This window comes from Photorhabdus australis DSM 17609 (assembly GCF_000711895.1).
Classification (GTDB): domain Bacteria; phylum Pseudomonadota; class Gammaproteobacteria; order Enterobacterales; family Enterobacteriaceae; genus Photorhabdus; species Photorhabdus australis.
In genome coordinates, this window is the sequence record NZ_JONO01000003.1 from 180117 (window position 1) to 204445 (window position 24329).

The window sequence follows — 24329 nt, forward strand, 5'->3', positions numbered from 1 at the left end:
TGAATAAAAGGCATTCATCATGGCTGAGTTTGCGGCAAACCTAAGTACGATGTTTAACGACGTTCCTTTTAAAGAACGTTTTGCCCGTGCAGCCAAAGCGGGATTTAAAGGCGTTGAATATCTGTTTCCTTATGAAGAAACAGTTGAAGACCTTGCGGCCCTGTTAAAACAACATCAATTAACACAGGTTCTGTTCAACATGCCTGCCGGAAACTGGGCAGCGAATGAAAGAGGAATCACCTCTATTCCTGGCCGTGAAAAAGAATTTGCCGCAGATGTACAGACCGCCCTGAAATATGCATTGGCTTTGAACTGTAAGCAAATTCATACTATGGCCGGAAAACTGGATAAACAATTTACACCGGAACAACAACGTGAGTGTTATATCAGAAATATTCAACATTCCGCTGATATAATGGCAGAACATAACATTAACATATTAATTGAACCGATTAATACTCGTGATATGCCAGATTATTTTCTAACAACTCAGCATCAGGCTGAAATATTGCTTAAAGACATTGACCGTCAAAATGTTTTTATTCAGCTAGATCTTTATCACTGCCAGATTATGGAGGGAGATTTACTCCGTACTATTGAACGTTTATGGGGAAAATTTAGTCACATTCAAATTGCCTCGGTGCCAGAACGCCATGAACCTGATAGCGGCGAAGTAAACTATCCATGGTTGTTTAATAAACTGGATGAAATGGGTTATCAGGGCTGGCTAGGCTGTGAATACCACCCTATCGGTTACACGGAAGATGGTTTGGGTTGGTTGATCAAGGCACAGAAATAACAGGAGAAAATATGCTCCCATCAGAGCGTAGAGACTTTATTTATCGCTACATACACGAATATCGCACAATTTCCATCAGCGCACTGGTTGAACTGATGAACGTTTCGCATATGACAGTACGGCGGGATATCCGCACTCTGGAAGAGGAAGGAAAAGTCATCAGTGTCAGTGGAGGTGTGCAACTCAGTGATGCTCTACGCCAAGAATTACCCTGGAATGAAAAAGCCCGGCTTAATCATCGGCATAAACGAGAAATTGGCCGATATGCGGTATCCATGGTTGAAGATGGACAGGTTGTTTATCTTGATGCCGGCACCACTACATTTGAGATTGCCAGAGTATTGGCTGAGCGTTTTAACCTCACCATCATTACTAATGATTTTTCCATTACCCAATACCTGATGAACAAACCTCAGTTGAGTCTGTTCCATACCGGAGGACAAGTCGATAAAAGAAATCATTCTTGTGTTGGCCGCACCGCAGCCATGCTACTTCGCAGCTTGAATGTAGACATTGCTTTTATTAGCACCAGTTCCTGGGATCTGGAACATGGTGTCTCTACACCGCATGAAGAAAAAGTATTAGTCAAACAAGCCGTACTAAAAACCGCCCGTCGCCGGGTTTTAGTTTCTGACAGCAGTAAATATGGCAAATACGGCATGTTTCGTGTCTGCCCGCTTTCGAGTTTGGATGATATTGTCTGTGATAGCCAACTGTCTCCAGAAATACAACAACAATTACGAGAGCACAATTTGATATTGCATTCCGTCAACATACATACCCAATAGATTTCAAGTTGCAGTGCGGCGGCAAGTGAACGCAGCCAACAAAGCAGCAGCTTGAAAGATGACGAGTATAGATAACTCTGTGACCGGGGTGAGTGAGTGCAGCCAACAAAGAAGCAACTTGAAAGATGACGGGTATAAGAGCCAAAAATCTACCTTACACGCACAAATAGCCCAGAATTATTGAGCTATTAAACAAGGAGAGTCGCAATGAAAGTGATAATCACTGGTGCCGCAGGTTTTCTGGGCCAGCAACTTGCTAGTGCTTTGCTTAAAAATAACCAAAATTTAAACTTCGATCAGCTAATATTGACCGATATTCACCCCCCTACTTCACCGGTTAATAATCCTCGTGTCCAGTGTCTGGCACTGGATTTAACTCAGCCAGATGCTGCGGAAAAGCTGATTGATGAAGATAGTACTGTACTATTCCATTTAGCTGCGATTGTCAGTAGTCACGCTGAAAATGATTTTGATCTTGGTTTGCAAGTTAACTTTGATGTTACTCGTCATTTATTGGACGTTGCCCGAGCCAGAAATCCAGAATTGAAATTTATTTTCACCAGCTCCCTTGCCGTATTTGGCGGAGAATTACCGGCAACCATCACAGATCAATGTGCGGTTAATCCTCAATCATCCTATGGCACACAAAAAGCCATGTGTGAATTGATGATTAATGACTATTCCCGTAAAGGATACATAGATGGCCGGGTACTCCGACTGCCAACAATCAGTATTCGCCCAGGAAAACCAAACAAAGCCGCATCTTCCTTTGCCAGCGGTATTATCCGTGAACCTCTACATGGTGAAATCGGCGTTTGCCCGGTTTCCCGCCATCTCACTTTATGGCTTTCCAGCCCTGAAACCGTGATCCGCAACTTTATTCATGCTGCTCAAATCCCGGCTGAAAAATTTGGCTGGTCCCGCACCGTGAATTTACCAGGTATCAGCGTGACCGTTCAGGCCATGATTGATGCGCTGGCAGAAGTTGCCGGGCAAAAAGCAGTGGATCTGATCCGCTTCGAACCAGATGAAAACATTGATCGTATTGTTGCCAGTTGGCCGGGTAACTTTGATATCAGTCGTAGTCTGTCGCTGGGGTTCTACACTGATGGGGATTTCAGCGATGCGATACGCGCTTTTATCACCAATAACATGTTCCAGAATGGAGGTTAAGTATGGAACTCCACATTCCAGTTATTGGTCTAGGTGTAGCTGTATTTGTTCTAATCTTTCTTGTGCTACGTACCCGTGTTCATGCTTTGCTGGCAATGTTGATTGCCGCAGCAATTGCTGGAATTTCTGGTGGGTTAACCGCAGCAAATACCATTGATGTTATGACTAAAGGTTTTGGCTCCACACTAGGCAGTATTGGTATTGTTATCGGTTTAGGTGTCATGATGGGGAGAGTGCTGGAAGTTTCTGGCGCTGCTGAACAGATAGCTTACAGTTTTATTAGATGGTTGGGTAAAAAACGCGAAGAATGGGCTTTAGCGATTACCGGTTATATCGTCAGTATTCCAATTTTTGTCGATTCTGCTTTCGTTATCCTGTACCCACTCGCTAAGGCATTGGCAAAAAAAGGGAAACGTAATCTACTGACTCTCGGTGTAGCCCTGGCAGGTGGATTGGTTGTTACCCATCACGCAGTCCCACCTACACCTGGGCCATTGGGTGTCGCGGGTATCTTTGGTGTAGATATCGGCGCGATGATGCTAGCTGGAATGATGCTGGCAGTTCCTTGTGTTATTGGTATTGTGTTCTATGCCAAATGGCTGGCAATAAAATATCCAGAATTTCAGCCAATTGATGAAGCAGAACAAGCTCAGGATCTACAAGAAATCCATCAGCGTTATATGGAAGAAAAGGCGAACAAATCATTACCAAATCTATTTCTTTCCTTACTGCCGATTATCGTTCCTATCGTTTTAATCTTCATTAAAGCCATTAATGGACTGTTACTCAGTACTGAAACCTTTAGCGGACAAGAAAACACCGTCTATTTTCAAGTATTTGACTTCCTTGGTGCACCGGTTATTGCCTTATCAATTAGCGTATTATTGGCCGTTTATACCTTGATGCCCAAAGTCAGTAAGCATGACGTGATTAATCGACTGGAAGAAGGTTTACAGACTGCCGGTATTATTTTATTGGTGACGGGAGCTGGCGGCGCATTAGGCGCGGTACTACGTGAAAGTGGCACCGGCACTATTCTGGCACAACATATAGCAAACCTACCTCTGACACCGGTGATGATTCCATTTATCATTGCAACACTGGTTCGTTTAATTCAAGGCTCCGGCACTGTGGCAATGATCACCGCCGCTTCTATTTCTGCGCCAATTATTAGTCAAATTCCGGGGATCAATATGCTGGTCGCCGCACAAGCAGCAACGATGGGTTCACTATTCTTTGGTTATTTTAATGACAGCCTATTCTGGGTCGTTAACCGCATGATGGGAATCAAAGATGCTAAACAACAGATGATCGTTTGGTCAATACCAACCACTATTGCATGGGCAATTGGCTTATGTGGTGTCATCATCCTGGATCTGGTGCTATAAACACAAAATCATCAATAAAAATGGTGATTTGAATCACCATTTTTACATTCAACTTTAATGCAAGTAACAAACAATATTTTAGATTTCTATTTCTTGATTTATATACCCAATAGATGCAAATGAATCTCTAAATGGTAATTTTATTTTTTACATAACAGGTCAAACTGGGCAATTAGAATTGTTTTATGAAGTTAAAATAATTTCGATGCCATGCCATATAAAAGGTTTTTTCTAAATTACAAATCAATTTCATGGAATCATATAATAGCCGGTACATCAGCCTATAGTATATGGGACGACCGAATCTATTAAATAAAATGAGCATAGCAGTATGCTATGCTTATTTACATAGTGATATATTTTTTACATACTTATTAGTTGCCATCCATGATGATTTATCACATAAAAAATAACTTTCATCTTTTAGTTCAAAATCAACATAAAAAGAAAAAAACAAAGCAAAAACAAATCCAAATATCGCAATAAAGGTAACCAGCCCTCCAATTCTATTACTACTTAAATTTATCTTTTTTTTATTACCTAAAAACACCTTATTATTATTTAAAAGAGACTTAAATAACAATATGGATATATACATACACAATGGGCTACACCAAATAAACCAAGCACTTATAGTTGAAGATGTAATAATATCGCTTCTAGTTAAAAACCCTCGATAATCGATTGTCGACGCTAACACACCAATAACCGAAGCACTCATAAATATTAATGCAGAAATAAATATTTTCACTCTAGATGGAGTATTTTTATTACCCACGATAATACCTTCCCCAAGCATTGAAAATTTGATCGGGATGATAAGTACTTATAGGAGTTTTTACCTTATGTTCTTTTAATTTCTTAATTATAGTTTCACTAATTTTAAATTCATCATCTAACCACATTAACCCCCAAACAACAAGCGCCCCAATTATGAAAACGCCGATAGCTATAGCAGTAGTACTCAGAGCAGCAGTAACAACAAACGAAGTTGCTGCTGCAACTGTTGATTTCGCTATTATAGTTGCGACAATTATCTTCGCCATATCCATCGATAAATTAACAAAAAAATTAGTTAAATCATACTCACTCTTAAACATCAATTCAACAGATCTATATGCAGCAGAATATATAACACCAAACCTAGCCCCTTTAACAATACTACCTTCCATAGCCACAGAACCTATCCCAACTTCCATTATTTTTTTATTATTAATAAGATATCTTGTAGCATTCAGATATTTCCTAATACCTGGACGATCAGTTAGTTTTATATATCTTTCTCCATTCTTCCCCAAATATTCTATAGCTTTTATCCCCTTTCCTTTAAGTTCATTTATTATATGCGTAAAAATTCCAATATTTATAGGCTTAAAATGTTTTGCCACTTTAAAAACTCCCGGTGCATCTTTTATATTCCCTGCGAAATTTGACAAAACATCAGTTACTGGAAAAACAGTATCCTTTAGAGATGATTTAATATCACACCCCAATTCTTTCAAAAAGATAATAGCTTCATTTTCATCTAATAAGGCATGGTAATCTACATTTTCTTTTATACCTGTTATCTTTCAAGTTGCCTCTTTGTTGGCTGCACTCACTCACCCCAGTCACATAGTTATCTATGCTCCTGGGGATTCGCTCCCTTGCCGTCGCGATGCATCTTGAAATCTATTGGGTATAGTTGCTTTTCAAGATCTTTATAATTGATATAATCCATTTGTTTTCTGAAATTCTTTTCATAATCAAAATCATCTTCAACCCATGTTCTTAATCGTGGATCATATTTCATTTTGTAACTCCATTTATATTTACTATTAATGAGCACCTCATATATTATCGGATTCAGCTATTTTTTCTTTAGTTTTTCTGAACTTTTGTGAACTTAATCAAGTTTCCCTGTTGAGGACTGACATTCTGTTTTAGATGATATCGTCATGAAGAATATCTGCTATGAGCATCGTCAATTTCTCATGACGACACCATATAAGGCGCTGGCTAAAAAGGAAAGCGTAATCTGTTGATTCCCGGGGTAGCAAGTGCTGGCAGCTCCTTGCTATAAACACAAAATCAATAAAAATGGTGATTTGGATCACCATTTTTACATTCAACTTTAATGCAAGTAACAAACAATATTTTAGATTTCTATTTCTTGATTTATATTACTATTGTAACTTTCATTTATATATTAAGTTACATACTTAGAATATTAGGTTAAATTATAAAAAATTAGGATAGTAATTTTATGTCATACATGATTTATTTGTCTTTGAATGGTAAAAAACAAGGGCTGATCTCTGCTGGGTGTTCAACCCTAGATTCAATAGGAAATAGGTATCAAAATGGACACGAGGATCAAATACAGGTACTGAGTTTAAACCATACAATAACAAGACAGCAGAATGTTAGTCATCAACCCATACAGTTCATTAAGCCAGTAGATAAGTCATCACCATTGTTAGCTATGGCAATAGATTCAAATGAATCTCTAAATGGTAATTTTATTTTTTACAGAACAGGTCAAACTGGGCAATTAGAATTGTTTTATGAGGTTAAAATAATTGAAGCCACTATTACTGATATTTCCTGTGTATATCCTCATTCTATAAATAATTTCGATGCCATGCCATATGAAAGAGTTTTTCTAAATTACAAATCCATCTCATGGAATCATATAACAGCCGGTACATCAGCTTATAGTATATGGGACGATCGAATCTATTAAATAAAAATGAGCATAGCAGTATGCTATGCTCATTTACATAGTGATATATCTTTTACATATTTATTAGGCTCCATCCATGATGATTTATCACATAGAAAATAATTTTCATTTTTTAGTTCAAAATCAACATAAAAAGAAAAAAACAAATTAAAAACAAATCCTATCACTGCTAAAATACCAAAAATACTCCCTATTTTATTATTGAACACCACTTTTTCTTTAGTTATAAGGTACTTGAATAATAATAAAGAAAAATACATACATAATGGACTAACCCAAATAAACCAAGCGCTTTTGGTTGAAAACGTAACAATTTCATTTCTAGTTATAAACGAAATATAATCATTTACTGATGCTAATCCAGCAATCACAGCAACGCACATAAATGCTACTGCGACTACAAATACTTTTAATCTACTTACATTATCCACGAGAATATCTACCCCACATGCTAAAAAATTGATCTGGGTGATAAGGTGTAGGTGGTTTTATCTTATATTCTTTAAGTTTTTTAATTATAGTTTCACTAATTTTATATTTGCTATCTAACAAATATAAAACATAAGCAATACCTACTCCAAGAGCAAAAATACCAATAGCCACAATGGTAGCACTAGCCCCAATAGCAAAAATTGGCGAAGTTACTATTGCTCCAACAGCAAGCCTAGCTATTGTTGTCGATACAATCAACTTTGCCATATCCATTGATAAGTTAACATAAAAATCTATTAGGTTATATTCATCCTTAAGCATTAATTCAACTGCTCTATATGCAGCGGAAAACACAATACCGAATCTAACTCCTGAAGCAATACTACCTTCCATAGCCACAGAACCAACTCCAACTTCCAGTATTTTTTTATTATTGATAAGGTATCTTGTTGCATTTAAATATTGTCTAACCGCTGGATAACCAGATAATTTTATATATCTCACACCATTTTTACCTAAGAATTCTTTAGCTATTACACCTTTTCCTTTTAGTTCATTTATTATATGAGAAATTATTCCTATATTTATAGGTTTAAAATTTTTTGCTACTTTAAAAACTCCAGGAGCATCTTTTATGTTTCCAGCAAAACTTGACAAAGGATCAGCTACTGAATAGATATCATCTAGATATGATTTAAAATCACCTTCTAATGTTTTCAAAAAAATTATAGCTTCATCCTGATCTAATAAGGCATGGTAATCTATATTTTCATTCAGTTGCTTTTCAAGATCTTTATAATTGATATAATCCATTTGTTTTCTGAAATTCTTTTCATAATCAAAATCATCTTCAACCCATGTTCTTAATCGTGGATCATATTTCATCTTATAACTCCATTTATATTTAATTGATATTCCATATCTTATCGGACTCAGCTATTTTTTCTTTAGTTTTTCTGAACTTTTGTGAACTTAATCAAGTTTCCCTGTTGAGGACTGACATTCTGTTTTAGATAATATCGTCATGAAGAATATCTGCTATGCGCATCGTCCATTTCTCATAACGACACCATATAAAGCACTGGCTAAAAAGGAAACGTAATCTGTTGATTCGTGCCGGCAGCCCCTTGCTATAAACACAAAATCATTAATAATTTATCATCCAGCCTCCTTAACTCGGGAGGCTGAACAGCGTATTAATAACTCTGTAATTTTTGCAGAATTTTATTTCTTAAGTGGCATTGGAAGCCATGTATTTGTGCCTCTTTTCCTGTACGAAGTTATATAACTTAGGGGAATAGGAGTGATAAATGTAAGCTCTTCAGAGCGTGCTGGTATCATTGCGACAAACTCTGACTCTGCAAGCGTTAAATGGCTCATTAAAAAGTGAGGGTAATTAATTCCCCTTTTATCTTGTCTAATTTTTTCACCAAGAGTTCTTTCATTCATATCCTGCGGTTTTAATCCAGGGATTTCCATCTTATACAGATAGTTAGATTGCTCTCCGAATCCACCTGAATCCATATTCATACCTGTCGAAACATAGTTTTTGTTTGGACTTCTGACATGCCCCATCATATGAGCTGAAGGCCCAATTTCAATAAATTCATCTATAAGTTCTTTCTTAATTTTGCCAACATCCTGTTTTGACCATGGATAGAACCCACCTGCTGCTACGATCTGTTCAGGAGTCCGATTATCGCCTCTAAAAACAACAATTTTTCCTTGACTCGTCAGCTCTAAATTATATTTGCCAACAATTAAAATTGAAGACGTTGTATCACAACTAGTTGATGGTAATAATTTATCAGGACTTGCAGGTGCTGGCGTGGGGATATTAACCGGTGATGTTGAATTTGCAGTAGCTACAGCAATCGACGATCTTCCTGGATTAATATTTACAACAGGTCTATTAGATGTATAAGGTCTTGCAAACTGAGGGACAGGTTGATTGCTGTTAGATAATCCGCTTCTCTCAAGTGCTGCTATACGTTCACTTATTGCAGTCTTACGACTTAACTTCGAGGGATTTTTTTGTTTTTCACTGTATTCTCTTTCCATATTCTCACCTACTAATTTTGGGGTAAAAAAACATATTAGGAAAATTAACTTGCAAATTCACAACATTTTTATATTGGAGATTCTTGTGACGTCTTATATCGAGATAATGTTGATAGAAAATTATCCCCCGCACTTTCCACCTTACCGGTAATAACATTAACTGGCGACGACAATATCCCAGAACAATTATGGCAAGCAGCAAAATCTTTCCCTGCTTGTCCTGTTGTCAATCGCTGGGTAAAAATAGATGATTCCAACATATTTCGTATATATTTCCATTTTTCACGTTTCTTTGTTCCTTTATCTCCTGAAATAAATAAATTATTAAGTGCTTGTACCTCCGCATGCAAACCAGCAATACCCGCCATCGTAGGTAATATATTTTCATTGTTAGCGATATGCTTTCTAATCAAAGCCTCTGTTTTTGCATGCAAAAATGTATTTCCCTGTAGATACATACTCCTCACCCCAGAAATAAATTTCTCAATGTCAGTGACCTTATAAGCTTCGGCTTCGTCAGTTTCTTTGTGTTCCCATTTTCCTTCTTTATTTTTCACTATTGAGAGCTTACGACGTTCAATCAGGCTAATACCAGGAAATAACTTTCCTTTTGCTAGATTTTTATTATTATCCTTAAAATTGACAAATTCATCTTCATAATGGCCATTATGTTCATATCCTGCATGAGCAGCAAAGTTCTTTAAAGCATTTTTTGTATAAATAAACTTTCTATCAGAAACACCATTATTTTTTAAACCAGATTTAGAGAAGCCTTTACGTTGCTTTTCAGATTTCAACTGCGAAAATTCATCTGAAGAATCGAGAATTAACTTCGTCTTATTATCAAATTTTCTATATTTACTAGTAAGCTTCTGATAAGCCAAGGTTACCGCTTCTACATTAGGAATTTCCAGATATAATGAATCTGTCATTCTATCTAAAGTTTTTCCTTTGCCAGATTGAGTTGTTTTTTCATTACGAATACGATTCTGGAACATTGATAAACCCTCTATTATTGGTTGATCCTATTACACCTAAAATTATCATTACGATGTTCTGACGCCTCAATTATAAGAATTTAGATAAAGAGCGATCTGAACAGCTACTTTAGTCAAAAAATATTGTCACACTTTTCAACACGCTACAAAAGTAACAAATAAATTTCTGACAAATCAGATAACGAAAAATATTGCCAAGTAAATAAAAAACTGCCAAATTTAACATTTTAAATATCATGAAAATTATATCTTATTGTTAATATAGGAAATTTAAATATTTTCAAGCTTATATAAATAACAGATAAATTAAGCTAGTTTAGTTTTTAATTTTTCAATATTGCTAATGAAATCATTGATGTCATATTCTCTTAAGTAAATATCTACCGCTTTATCTTTTTTAATTTTACCTGACTTCACACTATCTATATCTTTATTTAGATCAAAAATTTCCGCGATTAATCCTTTTTGTTCATTATCAGGTAGCATAGTAAATTCATCATTTAAAAATTTCTTTAATTTATTCACATTAATCGATTCTTTTCCTCTGGATTTTAACCAATCTGCTATTTTAAGGGCGGGTAATGCGCCATCTCCTAAATCTGACTGATAGATATATCCTACCCTTTCTCGATTCGTCGATGGAATATCAACTAAGAACATATGTCCAAGTCGATGGTCATTAATTAATGCAACATAATTATTTGAACTATTAAGATGTTCCAGTTTTTCAGCAAATTGATTACCGTTTATTTTTCCTGTTTTCGCCATTTTTACTGGATCAACTGCATATTCCCCTTCCGTCATTAATTTAAATATATTTTGTGCAGAATAACCACAAACTGGCTCCGTAGGATCATAAGGATTTTCCCCAACAATATCTTTATAAGCTTCAAGTCCACCAAATTCAGAAACCATTTCATCAATTTTTTTAAATATGCTTTGCAAATCCCTATCGATGATTTTATCTTGCCAATTATCATTCCAGAGTAGTTTATTTCCTTTACGATCATTATGTAATTCTATAATATCATCTATTAACTTTATGGAATTTAAATGATGATTTTCTCGCTCTGTCATACCAATTAATTTAGCTAAATAAGTAAGATATTCCGTTTCCAGATAGTTATCTGCCTCTACATTTTCAGATTTTACTAAATTTGTTTTTTCTTTTATAAAATCATCTTCGTTACTGTATTTTCGCATCATATTACCACCTATATATTTAATAAAAAAACATATCAACAATGAACAATACATAAATCAATAAATTATTTACATTCCATTTTTAATTAACGGGCGATACATTAAAACGAATACACTAAAATATTTCCATATGGAACAATTAATATAAAAACAGTCACTTATTATTCTTATATGCCAATTAATTCTTCAGAATATTCCTCAATAATAATACCGGTGTCACTTACATTAACAATGGCACTATGACTATTTTTCCAGGTCGCAAGAATACCTCTTATTTTGAATACATAATCCGAATGGGTAATACCAGAAACATTAAGAATAACGTTTTTATTTTCCCGACTTTCATTATTCTCTGTGGTGAATTCAGTTTTCAGATTAACTTTAGCAAGAGCAAGATACGCATCTTCTGTCCCCCCCAAATCTGAATACAATTTCTTTGTCAGAACCTGATTTATTTGTGAACTATTTAGACTCGATTTTTGATTTATAGAAGAGGAAATTCGGCTAACTGGTGTTATCGCATCTTTAATATTTAATAGTTTTACCGGTGCAGTGACTGAATATAATAAAGAAAGTCGAGGGCGATTACTGAGAGCTTGCCAAAAATTACCCAGGCTATTTAGATTTTCTTGCGGCGGGATCACTCTGGTATAGGCTCCAGGAATTGTAGGTAATTGCCGGCTATTAACTAATGCGTTCAAAATACATGTCATAACTTTCACAGCTTGACTATTAGGCTGGCTATCTGGATTAGTACTATCGCTTGATGGCTTATTTGAATGCCAATAAGTAATTAAATAGTTGTAATTAATATTTACCCATCCCGGCAATAATGTGCTGGAGGCAGGATGATAACTCCTGGATTCGGCAGAACGTAATTGTAGATCTTCATGTATATCATAAAGAAATACACTCACTGTAGGATATGATGGAATTGATTCCATTTCAGGTAGATCAAAACGGATATCAATTTTCTGACCAGAAACATTTAAATAATGAGATAAAATCCCATTCAACGCATTATTAACCTCAACAATTGCATTATCAGGTTCAATTATATTTATCATATTAACTCCTACTCTATTAAATATTTAAAAAATCAAGCGACCCGTTTTATTTAATTCTAGTATCACTGCTCGTTCTATATATTTATTTTCAATTTGGACGCTATTGTTTTCGGCTGCCAATATCGATGATAATAAAGCAACATTTCTAATATTGGCACCTGTTAAATCAGTCCGTTTAGCCAAATGTTCAAAATTAATTTCGTCTGATAATCTAATTTGTTCTGGCCAAATAGCCTGCCACATTTTTTTACGCAATATTTCATCAGGATAAGTGAAACGGGTAATAAAGGTAAAACGGCGATTAAACGCGCTGTCCAGATGGCTGCGGTTATTCGTGGCTAATATCACCAATCCCGGATAATTCTCCAATCGTTGTAACAGATAAGACACTTCAATATTAGCGTGTCTATCCTGAGCATCTTTAGTTTCACTGCGCTTGCCAAATAATGCATCGGCTTCATCAAAAAACAGTACCCCGGAATCAGCTTCCGCCAGGTCGAAAATGCGGGCAATATTCTTTTCAGTCTCACCGATATATTTATTCACCACGGTAGCAAGATCCACTTTAATTAAATCAACACCAAGATGTCCTGCAATCACTTCTGCGGCCATGGTTTTTCCCGTCCCTGATTCACCATAGAATAAAGCACTAATACCGGTACCATAATTTATTTTCTCCTGAAAGCCAGAACTCAGAACCTGGTCACGGTAATTAATTGCCGCGATAATTTCTTTTAATTGTTGAACTAATTCATCAGAAATTACTAAATCATTAAAGTGGCGTTTAGGCGTAATTCTCTGGGCTAATTTACCGAAGTTCTGTTGAGCGCGGAAACTTAATGCCTTGTACAAATCTATTTCCTCCAATTGACCTTCCGGTTGCCGAAGTATTTGATATTGGCCTGCTTCTTTAAGAATTAATGGTAATGTTTCTGCTGTAAATGAGAAACGATGACATAATTTTTCAATATTAATCTCATCTGAAGAATTACTCGGTAAGCTTCTTCTCAACATGATTCCTTTTTCTGCCAATGTTGCTACAGGCATATTAATTTGCACCATAGACAGATGTTTAATCCACACTAATGAATCCCCTGATTCTACTAAACAAACCACGCGTAATTTTGGTTGGTTCAGCAAAATGGATAATTCGCTATTTAATATTTTCTTTTCTTCTGCCAGCAAGGAAAAATTGCGGATTAATAAACAGGCATCGTGTAACCGGGCTTCCCGTACTGCGTTTTTTAACAAGTCAGATATTACAGTTAAGTTTTCTTCATTTGGCAGACGAGCCAAATCAAGGGCTAACGTATTGATGCCATGAAACGCCATGATATTACTCACCGCTAATTCTCTGGCACTAGCCTGTTTTCCTCTGAGTATTACCAATGGACGTATTTTGTCTGTTTCATTCAATAATATTTTCTCAAGTGGATGACAAAGCGCTGGCGGATACCAGGTAAATGGTGAAGGGGGACACCAGTAAGTACAAGTTATTAAAGGAGGTAAAATAACTCTCTGACCAAATAAAAAATGCCAGACTGCATTGTGAGTTAGAAATTGCGTTTGTAACCAGATAGACTCTTCGTCATTATTGAGTCGTAATAGATGATGATTAATTAATGGCGTTGGCGGTAATAAGCTATTTTGCAGTACTTGCCGATCACTTTGACATTCACTAAATAATTCAATCGCTAAAGCAAAACTGGGCCACTGTCTTTTACTATTACCATGCAAAGAAGCAAACAGCGCATGATAGCGAATATCAAAATGCGGCAACAAGCCAAGTAATAAAACATCACGTTCAAATTCAGTGAGTTCAAAACGTTCGATCAATAGCAATAGAGCATTAGTGGCAAACTGTTCTTCCGTTTCCGGGTAGTTAACAATATCACTCATCTCAGATAACCAATGAGGAATGCCCTGCGGTTGTGCCAAATATTGATCTACTTTATCTTCGGCAAGTAAAAAACTCTCTGGTAAGGAATCGTATTTATCTCTCTTTTGATAATAGTAATGCTGCAACAACAGATCAATACGTTCCACATGAGGATAAATCCAACGTAACTCAGCCATCATATAATGGTTATTTTTAAGTAAAGAATTCATATAAACCTTTTAAATGTTTTGCCAGTCTATGGATAAAGGCTGATTCAGCCAAGGAAGTTTTGCGATATTTAACGGCCATGGCCAGTCGTTTAATAGCAGATCAAATGGCTGATGTTGGATTGTGATTTTGATTTCCTGTTCGCCCATCCGTAATTCACCAGGCCGTTGTAAAAATAGTTGACGAACGTCATTACGACTTAATTTTTTCCAACCAAAAAGTTGAGCGATAATTGCATCCAGCCATTGCTCTGTTATCAACTGTTTTTCTGTCTCAAGGGAAATTGATTCATTATCTTCATTGACCATTAGCCCACACAATACGTTATTTAATGCCTTTCTTTCTATTTGTTCCTCTTCGTCTCCCCAAATCAGGTAGTCCAGTAAATTAACCGCACTAAACTGAGCCTGATGATGAATAAATTTTTGTGCTTCAAGCAGACCAAGGTGATTAAACAATGCAGGCAACATCGGCCATAGAATTAATATTCCAGCATTACTCACTGAATATAGAGGCGTTTTTTCCGTCAATAAAATCGGCTCAACCCGCGACCGGTTAATAGTTTGCAATTGACTACAGTTATTACTTTTAATGTGTAAGTTATCTGGTGCTGGTAATATTGACTGATCCTGGGAGGTTAATATCTGGTTTGCATTATTTGGCATAAAACGTCGCGACAAGTAGTTATATTTCTCAGCAGAAAGATGTTTTTTACATATTTGTGAAACAGAAGCTGATTGCCATAATGGTGCTAACCATGCTGTACCTGCTCTGTTATATAACGCCGGATGTTGCAATAGTTGGAGAATATTTTCGGTTTTGGCCTCCCCTGTTTGGATCGCTGTCGCTATTAATGAAAGTTGATGCTGATTTAATGGTGGTAAATCTTGCTGAGGCTTTATCGCTAATATTTGTAATAACTGAATTAATAATGGATCAACTTCCATTGTCTGCTGTAAAGTATATTCCCTGAAAGTTTGCTCTTGATAACTAAAGCGATTAACTAAAGTTTCATATTGCTGAATAGAGAGGTGTTTTTTGCAAAGTTGTGGAATGGGATCTGTTTGCCAAAGCTGCGCTAACCATGCATTTAATGAGGAATGATGAGTTAAAATAGCTTGACGAAATAACGTAATAACAGGCGAAATATTAAGTATTCCCTGATTGAGATCAGCCATAATACGTGATATTACTTGCGTATCTGGCTTGATTATTTCCTGTATATTATGCGACTGCATATATCCCAGTGCATTCAATATCAGTTGACCAGAGGAAACTAATTCCCCCTGATGCTGTGATATATTTTCATCCACTGATAATTTGCGATTAATGGCAGTCAATAAAACCGGTTGATTGATAGAAAGAAGTCGCTGCAAACTATATTCAGATAAACAAATTTTTGCCAATAATAATGTCAATTTACTTTCCATTCGCGTTAATTGATTAATTAACTGTCTGACATTGATATTATTTAGCATTATTTTTTCTGAATTTAATTTAAAGTCTTTTTGATATAAATAATGAATAAATTCCTCTGCGTTAATTAAACAATCATTTTTAGGTAAAGAAGGTTTACGGGTGTTTTTTATTATAACTGGATATTTTAGAAAGATTTTATCCTCATTATTATTCTGATAATATTGGCTAAACACTCTATTTAGAGCAGCATTAAGCCTAATCGGAAACAATGAATTAAAATCATGTAAGCTTATTTTACCAAGATCCAGTGATAATGTTTCCAAATAAACATTTTGATTGATAGTATATTCATTAAAGTATAAGTTAAATAGTTTATATATATTTGTTTGATTTAGTAGAGAACCATGTAATATTTTTTTAGCCTCTGGTTGATTATCAGCTTCAATATTAATGGTAATCCGATTCAGCAGATTTTTCTCAGAAATCATATAAATATTTCCTTTTTAATTAATAAAAATAGATGATGTGAATCTGCCAGTGTGAAATAAAATTAAATTTTTATAATAAAGGCTAATAAATAGTAAGGCGGAACCACATCAACACTATGGCTATGTGACTCAGATGATGCTGTGGCTGAGTGATTATGTCCTTTTCCTTCCCCAACTTCTGATGTATGTGGATGATAATCATTTCCATGTGGATTTGGGTGCCAAATTGTCGAAGAAAGAGACGATTCATTATTAATTTGGTATTTTGTTGATCCAATAACAGTACTGCCATATGCAAATCCTTGAGTTCTAAAATAGGGAAGCCCTCCAATATGGTCATGCTTGGGTATTTGTGAGATATTCAGTGTAGTGTCTTTTATTTCAACGTTGACAGACACCGTAGTTGATTCTGTATCTTTGAAGAAATTTTTCTTATCTCCACTACCACTGGCTTTACTACCTTTCCCTTTTTCAGAAAAGTCATTACCGCACATAATAAAACGATTTCTTAAATCCGGAACTAAAATTCCATTATAATTTCCTCCATCACAAAAAGCCCAACCTAGGGGAATTTCATACTCTGAACCTGAAAACATCACGATCATTCCTTTAGGAAAAATTTGGTCTGGATTAATCTTAATGCCATTTTCATCAACAGTGATACCATTTCCAGCTTTAACCACTAATCTGCCATGCTCATCCAGTTTCAGCGCTGAATTTGGATTATCAGCTTGCCCAGGCGCTTGCCCGGTTGCTTTGCGGCCAATATCAGCCATATCAATTAAATGTTTATAATCAGTCTGCAATGGAATACTACCTGCTTTAAAACGATCTTTTAAATCATCTGCTGAGAGATCTTTTAATTCAATCTTAGTATTTTCTTTGTTTGGTAAATTATGTTCTTTTTCCATCTTTATCACCTCATATAATATTGAATTATTTTTAAATACCCATTTGGATATTACTACTCAATAATAAAGGATAATTAATTTAATAGTAAAATAAATGATTCCTATTATGATGAAACATTACCCTTTCTCATGTGTAAATTAATCTTTGTTTTTATCATCTTCAAGCTGAGATTGAGAATTTTCAGATGATTTATTTTTTTCATTATCATTAGTTCCCGCATCTATCTTAGCTCCAGGCACATATAATAGCTGATTACTTTTGATTATCTTATCGCGCAACTCATCATCAGATGCTTTGATGACTTCATTTTTCTGTTCTTCCGTAGCAATTCGCATATTTCCCGTACCAGTTGATTCCGGGGGCAAACGTCCCAGGGTTAACATTTCTAAAATATGATAGGCTTCATCCCCTAAAGGAGAGCCATTATTTTGCCAACGTTTATAAGTGCTGGCAAAATTGCCAAAACGTTCCGGTGACAACCAATGAATAATCATAGAAACATGAGCAGGAAATTCAGCTAAAATCTCGGTTTTTACCCACGATTCCAGTTTATGCGGATCAACATTGCTATTCTCAATTAGCTGACGATTAATAACTATGCTGACGACAAATGAAAAACGGTCGGTATGAGCATATTTTTCACTGGAGAAATACCAGCGATAACGCCATGCTTCTGCCTCTGGTGGAAAATCATTTTCTTTATCTTCTATTTTTTTAAGTTTTATCCGACCTTCAATACGATCAAAATCCACTATATTGGCTTTAAGCTTATAAACAGATGAAGAATTCGAATCCGTCGACGTTTCTGTTGGTGATACATACGGCGTAATAACATATTTCAGGGTAATTTCATCACCTTTATTGATCATTGCAGGGAAAGGGCTGTGGGCATTAGAGACAATCCATCGTTCATCTTCTTTACTGCTTTGATGTAATTTATCGTCATAAACCAGTTGATAATCCATGTCTTCTAACCACACCGGACTATCACACCAGAATAAATTGTTAGCCTTACATGCCTCCTTCACTTCTTTCAGTCTGTGTTCCAAAACCGCACTGTTACGGGTGTCAAGATAAAATGATTCTTCTGTAATCTCAGTAATTATTTGGCCCCGCAATGTGAATTCATTTTTACCTTTAATAATCAGGTCAATCATCTGCCCACGCAGTAACTGTCCTACTACTTCTTTTTTCTGGGTAATAATTAAATGATGGCTTTTAGAACCAGGGTTATCCTTAATATCCAAATCCAGAACTTGATGCTCTTGTTCCTTGTCGGATTTCACATTAGGTTTCACCGGTAAGAGCCGACGATGCTCAATTAAATAAAAAGGCAAGTCGGCCAGATCTGGCGGTTCATTGAAACATTTTTTCCCCAAACCCAGCCTGGCTGCAATTCGCTTTTGCAGTGCCGATACTTTATCAATACGAATATTATTACGGTGATAGGCTAATTCTGGCTGTTGAGCTAAGTAACCACGCTGGGTAGATAGAAAATCCTGTCGGCTGAGTATCAGAGGTCTGGCTGCACGATGAGCTCCAAAATAGCCTAACAGATAATCCAGAATTTCCAATTCCTTAGAATAACTTCTGTCATTACTGTCAATTTGCGCATCATCATTTAACTTCTTAATTAAGTCAGGCATTATTTCCTGATGCATTTTTTGACTAATCGTATTCGTTTTAAAAGGCCATTGCACACCGTATACCGCATTTCCTCGCTGTTTAAATGCCAATAGTTTTGGTAATAAAGCGAGTTCAGCGCAGCCATTAGCCAATATTTGCTCATAAGGCAGCATAAATTGATGCAATTGTTTTTGTTGTTGAGTATTAGCGTCAGTCTGCAATCCATAACAGGCAGGTAATTTATTACTCACCGGATAGTAATCCCGGACTTTACGATGTTTTCCCCAGTTTAATAATTCTGGTTGCATATTAATCAGCGGTTCTGTAATGAGCTTTTTCTCTATATCTTCTTTAGAAACCGAAACTTTCACGCCACCTTTAGCAATAATAGTTAGTGGACTGTCTGGTGAGGTAATCAACGCTAACGGATCCTGACCCCATAGTCTGGGATAATATCCTTTAACAATTTTCCAGGACCAATTATCGTTCAGTAGCGGAGAAATAACGCCAGTATCATACTTACCTAATTCCAGCCGGGTTACACTTTGAACGCCTTTAATCGTCAATAATCGGTTAACCAGAGGACTGAGATTTAATTCTATCGGGCAGTCGTAATTTTTGAGCGGTGGTAATTCAGGTATCCAACCGTGATGTAAATAAGGCCCATCAAAAATTTCTTCATTACTGTAACCCTGTTCCTTCATTGCCTCAGTGGTATAGCGTAATGGCTTTTCAATCACTATTTCTTCCGCTGTCATATAAATTTTAGCCAATATGTCAGCGATATCTTTGACATCATCATTTAGCTGAATATCAATCTGTAATGGTAGATCGACGGGTTCCAGCCAAATAATTTTACTGACGAATTCTCCCAAATTACGGTTGTCTTTCAGGAATTCTTGCAGAATTTTCTCAGCCTGAGTTTTATTGGTTTCAGTTTCCCGACTTGGGAGTAAATAAAGCCAGTAGTTTCCTCTTAGGGTTAATTTGCCATCTGTTCCAGAATTTTTAAATCTATATTCACGCTTCTCTTTGTTATACCAGTATTCATAGCGTTGGCCTTCAGGTTCACATATCAGCAGTACATCATTAAATAAAAAATAACCATGAACTGTGTCGTCACTATTTAAAGTGTCGCCACTGTGCAAATCCAACAATGCCCGGCGATAATCCTCCGCGGTAATGGGGCCACAGGTCAGCATTTGTTGCGGGCCAAACTCTTGTGGAAAAATACCATCACCGGATATCTGTTCCTCTTGTTCAGGCGTGAGAAGATCTCGAAGTGGTAGTGAATGGCGGTAGGCTAGATCAGATGCACTATAGCAACAGGCTTCTAATAGAGTAATACCGGGATCATTTTCCCCCATATCACTCCAGCATTGCCCGGATTGTTGCTTAATAATCGTCTTAGCCTGAGTGAGTAAGGTATCAAAGGCAATATCATCTTTGACGATGGAAAACAATGCATCCTGATTATTCATTGTTAACTCCTTGGTTTGAGGAATTCTTTTCAGGCCAAACTAAAATCAGTACTTCATTATCGTCAGCTTCAATACTTTTACCTGTATTAGCCTCAAGCTGATTATCTTTTTCCAACGTTAAGTTCATCACCCGCTCGACCAAAGGTGATCGCTGAATCGTGGCTAACAGCTGGTAATAATCAATGTGACGACCGATTGCAACACCAATAATAGGATTTTCTCCCCATGGCATATATTGCCGACTCAATTCTCGTTGTAGTTGATAATAGCCATAGGCGGGACTAATACCGGCAACAAATGCCAGTTGATAACGGATCAGGACGTTAACGTAGGTAGGATTGTTAATTTCAATGGCTGCCCAGGGGCTACTTAATCGACCTAACCATTCAACCATCTCTTTCAATTGAGACTGGTTCAATTCAGGACGTAGCGCATCATCGTTATCTTTATGACGGTTGTCTGGGATCACGATCAATTGTTGCTTTTCTGGTGCCGGAATCGTGGTTAATTTATTGCCAGAATGGTGTCTGACATCAAATAAGCTAATAAAATGATCTTTTAGCAATGTCACCATATTCCCCCAACTCAACACTCGGTTACGATGAGATAGCCGGGTAGGAATCCGTTTCAAAAAGGCTTGCTCAGTTTCTGCCGGATGACCATTCCAGGATGCCCAAGGTTGGGTAACACCACTGATCGCAACGGATGCAGTGACCGGTTGTTTAATACTGTCGGCGGCCAATCCATTGATAAAATGATCCTGTGCAACTGTTTCTGAATTAATTAAGGTGGCAATTGTGGCGTTATACAACAGGCCCTTAATGCGTGGATAATCCCGCGGTTCAATCTGATTGGTTATCTCTGCTTTCAGCCAGTACCGTCCCGCCGGCATCATAGCGACTTGACTTGCCGCGTCCTCCGGCAATAAGGCACGCCAGATACCCCGGTCAAATAGGTTACGAGTTTGGTCGTGAACAAGTTTATCCAATGGACTCCAGATATTGTGCTGGTTGAGATAAAACCAGGATAAATTAAGCGCCTTAAGACCTTCTAACTGCCAATATAAAGATAGCGTTTGCCCTGGCAGTATCCCCGTAAATCCCAAATAAAATGCCTCATGGGTGAATGCTGATGTTTCTGCTGCTGCCTCGCCACGGCCAAAAGGTGCCAGAGGATAAACAGCAAATTGTTTAGCTTTAGCTTTAGCGCTGAATTGAACCTGTAACGCACTGATTTGTGGTGTATAGGGTAAATTCTTATCTTTAGGCGCTTGCCAGTATTGGGTGTGCATAAAATCTTGCTCAACCAGTTCTATACGCACCGATGCAGGCCAATCATTAGGCTCTGGGCTGTCTGCAAGAGGGTAATCCATTGCTGGTAAGGTAAATTCTAGGCTTTGTCCTTGGGGTTCTTTATCTCCACCGAATAATGATTGAGATTTAGCGTCATTAAGAACATTTCTCTTTTGAGATGTGACTAAGTAACCCCGCACTTTGAACACCCCATTACTGGCAGGCTTCGGATCATATTTGTCATACCATGTTGAAAAACTGCTTATAGGCAATCCAATCCATTGAGGAGTCATTGTCACTGTTGCGTTTTCAGTGCCATACCATTCCGGGGCAACCAAATTAAAACCAGAGCCTAACGACGGCAATTGACCAAAGGGAAAGCTGGTTGTATCCGTTTGTTCAATACCGCCATCAGAGGCATAGTACACACTGCGGTTACCATTAACACTGACTTCTATGCCGGTAATCTCAGGCAAAATCGAGCCATGAGTGGTACCTAGCTTTAATACCGGTACCTTAAATGTCATATTATCCAAGCCATCAGGAGGCGTGATGGGATCATTATTAGCTGACAAGTAAAATGTAAGGCAATAGACTTCAGTATCCCCTTTTATTTCCGTTGTTATAGAAGGTTTCGGTAGTGAAAGCCAATGATCTCCCGAACTGATCTGAGCGGTGATGTGATCACGATTCCCCTTCCACTTGCTCGCCAGTGTCACTTTAATACTGCGTTTTCCTGCTGACATGGCAAATAGAGGCGAAGTAATCAGATAGCCAGAAAGAACCGGAACATCATGGGATGTCGAACTAAAAAGCTGGATACCGTTTTCAGGTAATTTAATGTCATCTGCAAGATTAAGTAGTATTGCCGATTTCCAGCCATCACCCTCTTTTCGACACCAATACAAATCGGTCAACACTCCCTGATTCGCCAATAAATCGGATTCGGCCACATACTGTAACGGATTTCCCGCGCTATCATGCCCGGCATCAAAAAGCGTTCCTTTCGGAATAAGATATTCAGTACAATCAGAATTCAGGGTAATACCTATCGCAACCTGATCCGCCCGAGCATTTCTGGGTTTCAAACCCAATAACTCCCGGTAATAAAGATTACGATGTCGTGCCGGGAAGGTATTGAATAATATTTTAGTCGTTTCTAATAGTTTTAAAAAAGCCAGTAAAAATGCCTGATGTGCGGGTAAAAGGCCATTTGCTTTATTCGCATTTTGGTAAATATCCGCTAAGTGATGAGGATGATTTTCCTGAATAAAGTAGAAACTGTCCCAGAATTGTTTTTTCCTTTGATCAAAGGGGATTTTTTCCGCATATGTTTTCAACCAATTTAAAATATCCAATATACTTCTTTCATCAAGTTTAAAAGCGGTATCCGGTACGATAGCGGTAAGTTTATTATTTAATCCGGTCTGTTCCATATTTACGCCACCTGTTATTTAAATATAACCTTAATATGTTTTCAGGAGATCATGGTTATTTGAATTATCTACCCGGCACTAACGGCATATTGACTGGCAATAAAACGACCTTTTCCCATACTGGGTGTTGCCACATCTAGGCCAGCCTGACTAGTTGCCAGTTGTGACGGAGTAAAACGGGCAGTAAATTGTTGCCCGACAATAATCATCGTGACAGGGCTGCGACAAAAGTTTATCTGCTGGCTAGCATCTAACTGAGCAATAGTGACCATGCCCATACCGGGTATCGGGTGGCTGGGGGTAATATACTGAGCTTGAAACTGTACTTTTTTTTCGTCCCCCGCAATAACGATCTTTTTCCCCCGGATTTGCGCGTGCCCGCTGCCTCTGATCGTTGCGGGTCCCAAAATGATGACCTGCCGGTTACCAAACAACGGTTCGAATAGCAGGATGTCGCCATCAACAACCAGTTGTTTACTCATAAGATCACCTGTATCGGTCCTTCGCCAATCTCAAGAATACCTTCAATTTGCTGGCTTATTTCGCTACCTCTCAGGGCATAAGTCACCTGAACATGTAAGGTATTAGGCAAATCGGTTCTCTGGCTCCCCTGAATTTCTGTCACTTCTGCACGGGGTTCATAACGTAATATTCGCTCTTCTATGCGCGTTTGAATTCGTGCGATCAGTTCATCACTGATATTTTCAAACATATAATCATTCAGGCCACAACCATAATCTTCACGCATAATCCGTTCGCCAGGTTCCGTTAAAAACAGGATTTTCATACTCTGGCGAACATGTTCTGCTCCTTCCGCCATTTTTACGCCGGATTGTGCTTCAAGAATATTTTCATCGATAAAAAACTGTGGCGGAAATGCCCAGCCGCGACCATAAATATCAGCCAATATTTTGTTTGTCATTTTACTGTCCTA

Annotated in this window: 21 protein-coding genes and 1 pseudogene; 6 read left to right on the top strand and 16 right to left on the bottom strand. The window is 37.2% G+C overall.

Translation table 11 applies throughout. The features are described from left to right. The first annotated feature begins 19 nt into the window (after positions 1-19). From otnI to BO26_RS24565, 5 genes and pseudogenes are all read left to right on the top strand, one after another. Positions 20-799, top strand: a complete 780-nt coding sequence (otnI, locus tag BO26_RS00785; protein WP_036768126.1) for a 2-oxo-tetronate isomerase — start codon at positions 20-22, stop codon at positions 797-799. Positions 800-810: 11 nt separating this feature from the next. Beyond that, entirely contained in the window at positions 811-1587 is a 777-nt protein-coding gene (locus tag BO26_RS00790) for a DeoR/GlpR family DNA-binding transcription regulator (protein ID WP_036768127.1), read from the top strand. Between the two features lie 207 nt (positions 1588-1794). Beyond that, the gene (denD, locus tag BO26_RS00795) at positions 1795-2760 is read left to right on the top strand and encodes a D-erythronate dehydrogenase (RefSeq protein WP_036768128.1); all 966 of its coding nucleotides are present in this window, start codon (positions 1795-1797) and stop codon (positions 2758-2760) included. A gap of 2 nt (positions 2761-2762) precedes the next feature. After that, positions 2763-4148 (top strand): GntP family permease, encoded by a 1386-nt coding sequence (locus BO26_RS00800; protein WP_036768129.1) that lies wholly within the window; start codon positions 2763-2765, stop codon positions 4146-4148. 231 nt (positions 4149-4379) lie between these two features. Continuing rightward, positions 4380-4460 (top strand): annotated as a pseudogene (locus BO26_RS24565) (type VI secretion system tube protein Hcp); the annotation flags it as partial. Between the two features lie 28 nt (positions 4461-4488). On the opposite strand, the gene BO26_RS00805 reads toward BO26_RS24565, so the two are convergent. From BO26_RS00805 to BO26_RS23355, 3 genes are all read right to left on the bottom strand, one after another. Beyond that, positions 4489-4926: a DUF1240 domain-containing protein gene (locus BO26_RS00805; protein WP_236637224.1), complete on the bottom strand. Its 438-nt coding sequence runs from the start codon at positions 4924-4926 to the stop codon at positions 4489-4491. Beyond that, positions 4919-5650: a hypothetical protein gene (locus BO26_RS00810; protein ID WP_036768131.1), complete on the bottom strand. Its 732-nt coding sequence runs from the start codon at positions 5648-5650 to the stop codon at positions 4919-4921. Before BO26_RS00810 ends, BO26_RS00805 begins: the two co-directional genes overlap by 8 nt. A 116-nt stretch (positions 5651-5766) precedes the next feature. After that, complete coding sequence (locus tag BO26_RS23355; RefSeq protein WP_157835513.1) at positions 5767-5940, bottom strand: hypothetical protein; 174 nt, start codon at positions 5938-5940, stop codon at positions 5767-5769. 453 nt (positions 5941-6393) lie between these two features. On the opposite strand from BO26_RS23355, the gene BO26_RS00815 reads away from it, so the two are divergent. Then, the gene (locus BO26_RS00815) at positions 6394-6873 is read left to right on the top strand and encodes an Hcp family type VI secretion system effector (protein WP_036768132.1); all 480 of its coding nucleotides are present in this window, start codon (positions 6394-6396) and stop codon (positions 6871-6873) included. 29 nt (positions 6874-6902) lie between these two features. Here BO26_RS00815 and BO26_RS00820 read toward each other — a convergent pair whose 3' ends face one another. From BO26_RS00820 to BO26_RS00880, 13 genes are all read right to left on the bottom strand, one after another. Then, the gene (locus tag BO26_RS00820) at positions 6903-7304 is read right to left on the bottom strand and encodes a DUF1240 domain-containing protein (protein ID WP_036768133.1); all 402 of its coding nucleotides are present in this window, start codon (positions 7302-7304) and stop codon (positions 6903-6905) included. Then, positions 7297-8190 carry a hypothetical protein gene (locus BO26_RS00825; protein WP_051690818.1) on the bottom strand — a complete coding sequence of 298 codons (894 nt, stop codon included), beginning with the start codon at positions 8188-8190 and terminating at the stop codon, positions 7297-7299. Before BO26_RS00825 ends, BO26_RS00820 begins: the two co-directional genes overlap by 8 nt. Positions 8191-8529: 339 nt before the next feature. Continuing rightward, complete coding sequence (locus BO26_RS00830; protein WP_036768134.1) at positions 8530-9366, bottom strand: hypothetical protein; 837 nt, start codon at positions 9364-9366, stop codon at positions 8530-8532. Positions 9367-9434: 68 nt separating this feature from the next. Continuing rightward, positions 9435-10364, bottom strand: a complete 930-nt coding sequence (locus BO26_RS00835; protein WP_036768135.1) for a YwqJ-related putative deaminase — start codon at positions 10362-10364, stop codon at positions 9435-9437. Positions 10365-10670: 306 nt separating this feature from the next. Then, positions 10671-11570, bottom strand: coding sequence for a cycle-inhibiting factor (locus BO26_RS00840; RefSeq protein ID WP_036768136.1), 900 nt, complete (start codon positions 11568-11570; stop codon positions 10671-10673). 164 nt (positions 11571-11734) lie between these two features. Beyond that, positions 11735-12634: a Pvc16 family protein gene (locus BO26_RS00845; RefSeq protein ID WP_036768137.1), complete on the bottom strand. Its 900-nt coding sequence runs from the start codon at positions 12632-12634 to the stop codon at positions 11735-11737. 24 nt (positions 12635-12658) lie between these two features. Beyond that, positions 12659-14743, bottom strand: a complete 2085-nt coding sequence (locus tag BO26_RS00850; RefSeq protein ID WP_036768138.1) for an ATP-binding protein — start codon at positions 14741-14743, stop codon at positions 12659-12661. Positions 14744-14752: 9 nt separating this feature from the next. Next, positions 14753-16648, bottom strand: a complete 1896-nt coding sequence (locus BO26_RS00855; protein WP_036768139.1) for a contractile injection system tape measure protein — start codon at positions 16646-16648, stop codon at positions 14753-14755. A gap of 62 nt (positions 16649-16710) precedes the next feature. Then, positions 16711-17559, bottom strand: coding sequence for a phage tail protein (locus BO26_RS00860; protein ID WP_036768140.1), 849 nt, complete (start codon positions 17557-17559; stop codon positions 16711-16713). 138 nt (positions 17560-17697) lie between these two features. After that, complete coding sequence (locus tag BO26_RS00865; RefSeq protein WP_036768141.1) at positions 17698-20667, bottom strand: hypothetical protein; 2970 nt, start codon at positions 20665-20667, stop codon at positions 17698-17700. After that, complete coding sequence (locus BO26_RS23845; RefSeq protein WP_036768142.1) at positions 20660-23395, bottom strand: hypothetical protein; 2736 nt, start codon at positions 23393-23395, stop codon at positions 20660-20662. The genes BO26_RS00865 and BO26_RS23845 overlap by 8 nt, the downstream gene beginning before the upstream one ends. Positions 23396-23463: 68 nt before the next feature. Continuing rightward, positions 23464-23877: a hypothetical protein gene (locus BO26_RS00875; RefSeq protein WP_036768143.1), complete on the bottom strand. Its 414-nt coding sequence runs from the start codon at positions 23875-23877 to the stop codon at positions 23464-23466. Then, positions 23874-24317 (bottom strand): GPW/gp25 family protein, encoded by a 444-nt coding sequence (locus BO26_RS00880; protein WP_036768144.1) that lies wholly within the window; start codon positions 24315-24317, stop codon positions 23874-23876. The genes BO26_RS00875 and BO26_RS00880 overlap by 4 nt, the downstream gene beginning before the upstream one ends. Between the last annotated feature and the right edge of the window lie 12 nt (positions 24318-24329).

What these genes read in the sequence shown, in the direction of transcription:
- BO26_RS00835 (WP_036768135.1), bottom strand. Translation starts at nt 10,364, where the DNA reads ATGTTCCAGAATCGTATTCGTAATGAAAAAACAACTCAATCTGGCAAA.
- BO26_RS00815 (WP_036768132.1), top strand. Translation starts at nt 6,394, where the DNA reads ATGTCATACATGATTTATTTGTCTTTGAATGGTAAAAAACAAGGGCTG.
- BO26_RS00860 (WP_036768140.1), bottom strand. Translation starts at nt 17,559, where the DNA reads ATGGAAAAAGAACATAATTTACCAAACAAAGAAAATACTAAGATTGAA.
- BO26_RS00830 (WP_036768134.1), bottom strand. Translation starts at nt 9,366, where the DNA reads ATGGAAAGAGAATACAGTGAAAAACAAAAAAATCCCTCGAAGTTAAGT.
- BO26_RS00825 (WP_051690818.1), bottom strand. Translation starts at nt 8,190, where the DNA reads ATGAAATATGATCCACGATTAAGAACATGGGTTGAAGATGATTTTGAT.
- BO26_RS00865 (WP_036768141.1), bottom strand. Translation starts at nt 20,667, where the DNA reads ATGAATAATCAGGATGCATTGTTTTCCATCGTCAAAGATGATATTGCC.
- BO26_RS00845 (WP_036768137.1), bottom strand. Translation starts at nt 12,634, where the DNA reads ATGATAAATATAATTGAACCTGATAATGCAATTGTTGAGGTTAATAAT.
- BO26_RS23845 (WP_036768142.1), bottom strand. Translation starts at nt 23,395, where the DNA reads ATGGAACAGACCGGATTAAATAATAAACTTACCGCTATCGTACCGGAT.
- BO26_RS00855 (WP_036768139.1), bottom strand. Translation starts at nt 16,648, where the DNA reads ATGATTTCTGAGAAAAATCTGCTGAATCGGATTACCATTAATATTGAA.
- BO26_RS00790 (WP_036768127.1), top strand. Translation starts at nt 811, where the DNA reads ATGCTCCCATCAGAGCGTAGAGACTTTATTTATCGCTACATACACGAA.
- BO26_RS00850 (WP_036768138.1), bottom strand. Translation starts at nt 14,743, where the DNA reads ATGAATTCTTTACTTAAAAATAACCATTATATGATGGCTGAGTTACGT.
- BO26_RS00800 (WP_036768129.1), top strand. Translation starts at nt 2,763, where the DNA reads ATGGAACTCCACATTCCAGTTATTGGTCTAGGTGTAGCTGTATTTGTT.
- BO26_RS23355 (WP_157835513.1), bottom strand. Translation starts at nt 5,940, where the DNA reads ATGAAATATGATCCACGATTAAGAACATGGGTTGAAGATGATTTTGAT.
- BO26_RS00840 (WP_036768136.1), bottom strand. Translation starts at nt 11,570, where the DNA reads ATGATGCGAAAATACAGTAACGAAGATGATTTTATAAAAGAAAAAACA.
- denD (WP_036768128.1), top strand. Translation starts at nt 1,795, where the DNA reads ATGAAAGTGATAATCACTGGTGCCGCAGGTTTTCTGGGCCAGCAACTT.
- BO26_RS00880 (WP_036768144.1), bottom strand. Translation starts at nt 24,317, where the DNA reads ATGACAAACAAAATATTGGCTGATATTTATGGTCGCGGCTGGGCATTT.
- BO26_RS00875 (WP_036768143.1), bottom strand. Translation starts at nt 23,877, where the DNA reads ATGAGTAAACAACTGGTTGTTGATGGCGACATCCTGCTATTCGAACCG.
- otnI (WP_036768126.1), top strand. Translation starts at nt 20, where the DNA reads ATGGCTGAGTTTGCGGCAAACCTAAGTACGATGTTTAACGACGTTCCT.